Source organism: Piscinibacter sp. (assembly GCF_050175855.1).
In the GTDB taxonomy this organism is placed as follows: domain Bacteria; phylum Pseudomonadota; class Gammaproteobacteria; order Burkholderiales; family Burkholderiaceae_C; genus Piscinibacter.
In genome coordinates this window covers 1-3,512 of the sequence record NZ_JBFXIO010000472.1, presented here as the reverse complement: position 1 = coordinate 3,512, position 3,512 = coordinate 1, and the positions used below count along the sequence as shown (strand labels likewise).

The 3,512-nt window shown below is 67.4% G+C and carries 3 protein-coding genes; all 3 read left to right on the top strand.

The features are described 5' to 3' along the window. On the top strand, nt 1–1,224 hold a 1,224-nt coding region (locus tag AB7U92_RS24090; protein WP_428582891.1), incomplete at its 5' end, for a Rieske 2Fe-2S domain-containing protein. A 37-nt stretch (nt 1,225–1,261) separates the two neighbouring features. Further along, nucleotides 1,262–2,323: a PDR/VanB family oxidoreductase gene (locus AB7U92_RS24085; protein WP_428582889.1), complete on the top strand. Its 1,062-nt coding sequence runs from the start codon at nt 1,262–1,264 to the stop codon at nt 2,321–2,323. Nucleotides 2,324–2,334: 11 nt separating this feature from the next. Next, nucleotides 2,335–3,186, top strand: coding sequence for a tyrosine-protein phosphatase (locus AB7U92_RS24080; RefSeq protein WP_428582887.1), 852 nt, complete (start codon nt 2,335–2,337; stop codon nt 3,184–3,186). Nucleotides 3,187–3,512: the final 326 nt, after the last annotated feature.

The window sequence follows — 3,512 nt, the reverse complement described above, 5'->3', positions numbered from 1 at the left end:
CCCACGGCGAGCCGGCTCCGGCACGCGGATCTGGTGGCTTTCAGGGATCGCCGGGGCAACGTCGGCGTGCTGCACCGCAAGTGCGCCCACCGCGGGGCTTCGCTCGCGTTCGGCCTCGTCCAGGAGCGCGGGATCCGTTGCTGCTACCACGGTTGGCACTTCGACGTCGACGGCAGCCTGCTGGAGGCGCCGGCGGAACCCCCCGACACCAAGCTGAAGGAAACCGTCTGCCAGGGCGCCTATCCGGCCTTCGAGCGCAACGGCTTGGTGTTCGCCTACATGGGGCCGGCGGATCGCAGGCCAGAGTTCCCGGTGTTCGACGGCTACGTGTTGCCGAAGGGAACGCGGTTGATCCCGTTCTCCAATGTCTTCGACTGCAACTGGCTGCAGGTCTACGAAAATCAGATCGACCACTACCACACCGCGCTGCTGCACAACAACATGACGGTCGCTGGCGTGGACGCGAAGCTCGCCGACGGCGCGACGCTGCAGGGGGGCTTCGGCGAAATGCCGATCATCGACTGGCACCCGACCGATGACAACAACGGCATGATCTTCACCGCCGGCCGGCGCCTGTCCGACGACGAAGTCTGGATCCGAATTTCGCAGATGGGCCTGCCGAACTGGATACAGAACGCCGCCATCGTGGCGGCGGCTCCGCAGCGACACTCCGGCCCGGCGATGTCACGCTGGCAGGTGCCGGTCGACGACGAGCACTCGATCGCCTTCGGCTGGCGCCACTTCAACGACGAGGTCGACCCGGAGCACCGTGGAAGGGAAGAGGAGTGCGGGGTCGACAAGATCGACTTCCTGATCGGTCAGACCCGGCATCGGCCTTATGAAGAGACGCAGCGGGTTCCGGGCGACTACGAAGCCATCGTCAGCCAGGGGCCGATAGCCCTCCACGGTCTTGAGCATCCCGGCCGGTCGGACGTGGGTGTGTACATGTGTCGCTCGCTGCTTCGCGACGCTGTGGCCGGCAAGGCGCCGCCCGACCCGGTGCGCGTGAAGGCTGGGTCGACCGATGGGCAAACGCTGCCGCGATACGCGTCGGACAGTCGACTGCGGATCCGCCGCCGGCCGAGCCGGGAAGCGGACAGTGACGTCATCCGCAAGGCCGCGCACCAGGTTTTCGCGATCATGAAGGAGTGCGACGAACTGCCGGTCGTGCAGCGCAGGCCGCATGTCCTGCGGCGCCTCGACGAGATCGAAGCGAGCCTCTGATCGACGCCCCTCGCAACTCTGTCCCGACCCCGGAGCGGTGCCGGCTTTCGCTGAACCGTCGGCGCAGACCGGGGCCGAGAGCAACTTGTATCAGTTGAGTCACACCGGCAAGTACCCGAAGACGGCGCTGAACCTGCGGGTCCGGCAGATCACCTACCAGGGGATCGGCATCAACGCCTACGAATTCGTGCGCGAGGACGGCGGCGAACTGGAGGAGTTCACCGCCGGGGCCCACGTGGATCTGTACTTCCGCGACGGACGCGTGCGACAGTATTCGTTGTGCAACGACCCCGCCGAGCGTCGGCGATACCTGATCGCGGTGCTGCGCGACGACAATGGGCGCGGGGGTTCCATCGCGATCCACGAACGCGTGCACACGCAACGGCTCGTCGCGGTCGGACACCCGCGCAACAACTTCCCGCTGATTGAAGGGGCGCCCCACCAGGTCCTGCTGGCCGGCGGCATCGGCATCACGCCGCTGAAGGCCATGGTGCATCGGTTGGAAAGGATGGGCGCGGACTACACCCTGCACTACTGCGCGAAGTCGAGCGCCCACGCGGCGTTCCAGGAGGAACTCGCGCCGATGGCCGCCAAGGGGCGCGTGATCATGCACTTCGACGGCGGCAATCCGGCCAAGGGCCTGGACATCGCTGCGCTGCTGCGGCGGTACGAGCCGGGTTGGCAGCTCTACTACTGCGGCCCCCCCGGGTTCATGGAGGCCTGCACACGTGCCTGCACCCATTGGCCCGCCGAGGCGGTGCACTTCGAGTACTTCGTCGGTGCGCCGGTGCTTCCCGACGATGGAGTACCTCAGGACATCGGCAGCGATGCGCTGGCGCTCGGGTTCCAGATCAAGATCGCCAGCACGGGAACTGTTCTGACGGTACCCAACGACAAGTCGATCGCGCAGGTGCTCGGCGAGCACGGCATCGAAGTGCCGACATCGTGCCAGAGCGGCCTGTGCGGAACGTGCAAGGTGCGCTACCTGGCGGGCGACGTCGAGCATCGGGACTACTTGCTGTCCGCCGAGGCACGCACGCAGTTCCTGACGACCTGCGTGTCGCGCTCGAAGGGCGCGACGCTCGTCCTTGATCTTTGAAGCCGCACGCCATGCAAACCCACAGCGATGCGCCGGCGGAGTCCCCGGCGGGTGCAACCGAAGACTTGACGCAGCGCCGGGTTCCGCTGGAAGGGGCAGTGAACTTCCGCGATCTCGGCGGCTATCCGGTTGGCGATGGGCGGCGGACGCGCTGGCGTCGGCTGTTCCGTTCCGACTCGCTGGCGGCGCTGACCGATGAGGACTTGGAGCACGTGGCCGCACTCGACCTGTACCGTGTAGTCGACTTCCGCCTGCCCCACGAGCGCGAGTTGCATCCCAACCGGCTGCCCGCGGGCGCCGCGCCAATGGTCGCGCAGGTCGGCTTCTGGCCGGACGGCGTCCCCGAGATGCTGGCGGCCCTGCGCGAGCTGCGTATCGACGCTGCCGGGATCGAGCGGGCCGTGACGGGCCATTACCGACGCTATGCGGTGCACCATTGCGCCGAGTATCGGCGCATGCTCGAAGCGGTGGAGGAGGCGGCGGGGCGCCCGACGCTGATCCATTGCGTGAGCGGCAAGGATCGCACAGGTTTCGGTGCGGCGGTCATCCTTATGGCGCTCGGCGCGCCCCGATCGGTGATCGTCGACGACTACCTGCTGACGAACGCCTGCAGGCGCGACATCGGGCACTTGATGCCACCCGGTACGACGGAGTCGGTGGCCGAGGCGTTCACCGCCGCCAGGCCGGCTTATATCGAGGCCGCGTTCGAGTCGATCGACACCGCGTTCGGCGGCATCGACGATTACCTCGCCCACGGCCTGGGATTTGGCGAGCAGCGGCTGCAGCGCCTGCGCGAGTGCCTGACGGAACCGGCCACGGGCAGCGCAAGTCTGCTCTCTCCGAGAAGAGCCGGCAACCCGTGAGAGTGGCGAGTCATAAAGGTGGGTCGCGAACGCGCAGCGCCGGCGTGCCTGATGAGGTGGCCTTCGCCATCAAGACGCAAATGGCGCTTGAGCAACTCCGCAGGCTCCTTGGTCAAGGCACCCCCGCGCCACGGGGTGCTGGCCGGGTGTCGACTACGGCGTCGACAAGGCGCTTGTCGGGCACTCGGTGACATGGGACTCGTTCCGCTGACGCTGCGGCCGGCAGAACAGCAGGCGCTGCAGGAGGCTGCCGAGCGCATCGCGGCGCGGATCGCCGAGCTCCCGGCCGCTCGTTGATTGACTACCCCGCGTCCGAAGTGGCACGG

Bases quoted from the DNA above. Each gene is read 5' to 3' on its own strand.
- AB7U92_RS24080 (WP_428582887.1), top strand. From the start codon at position 2,335: ATGCAAACCCACAGCGATGCGCCGGCGGAGTCCCCGGCGGGTGCAACC.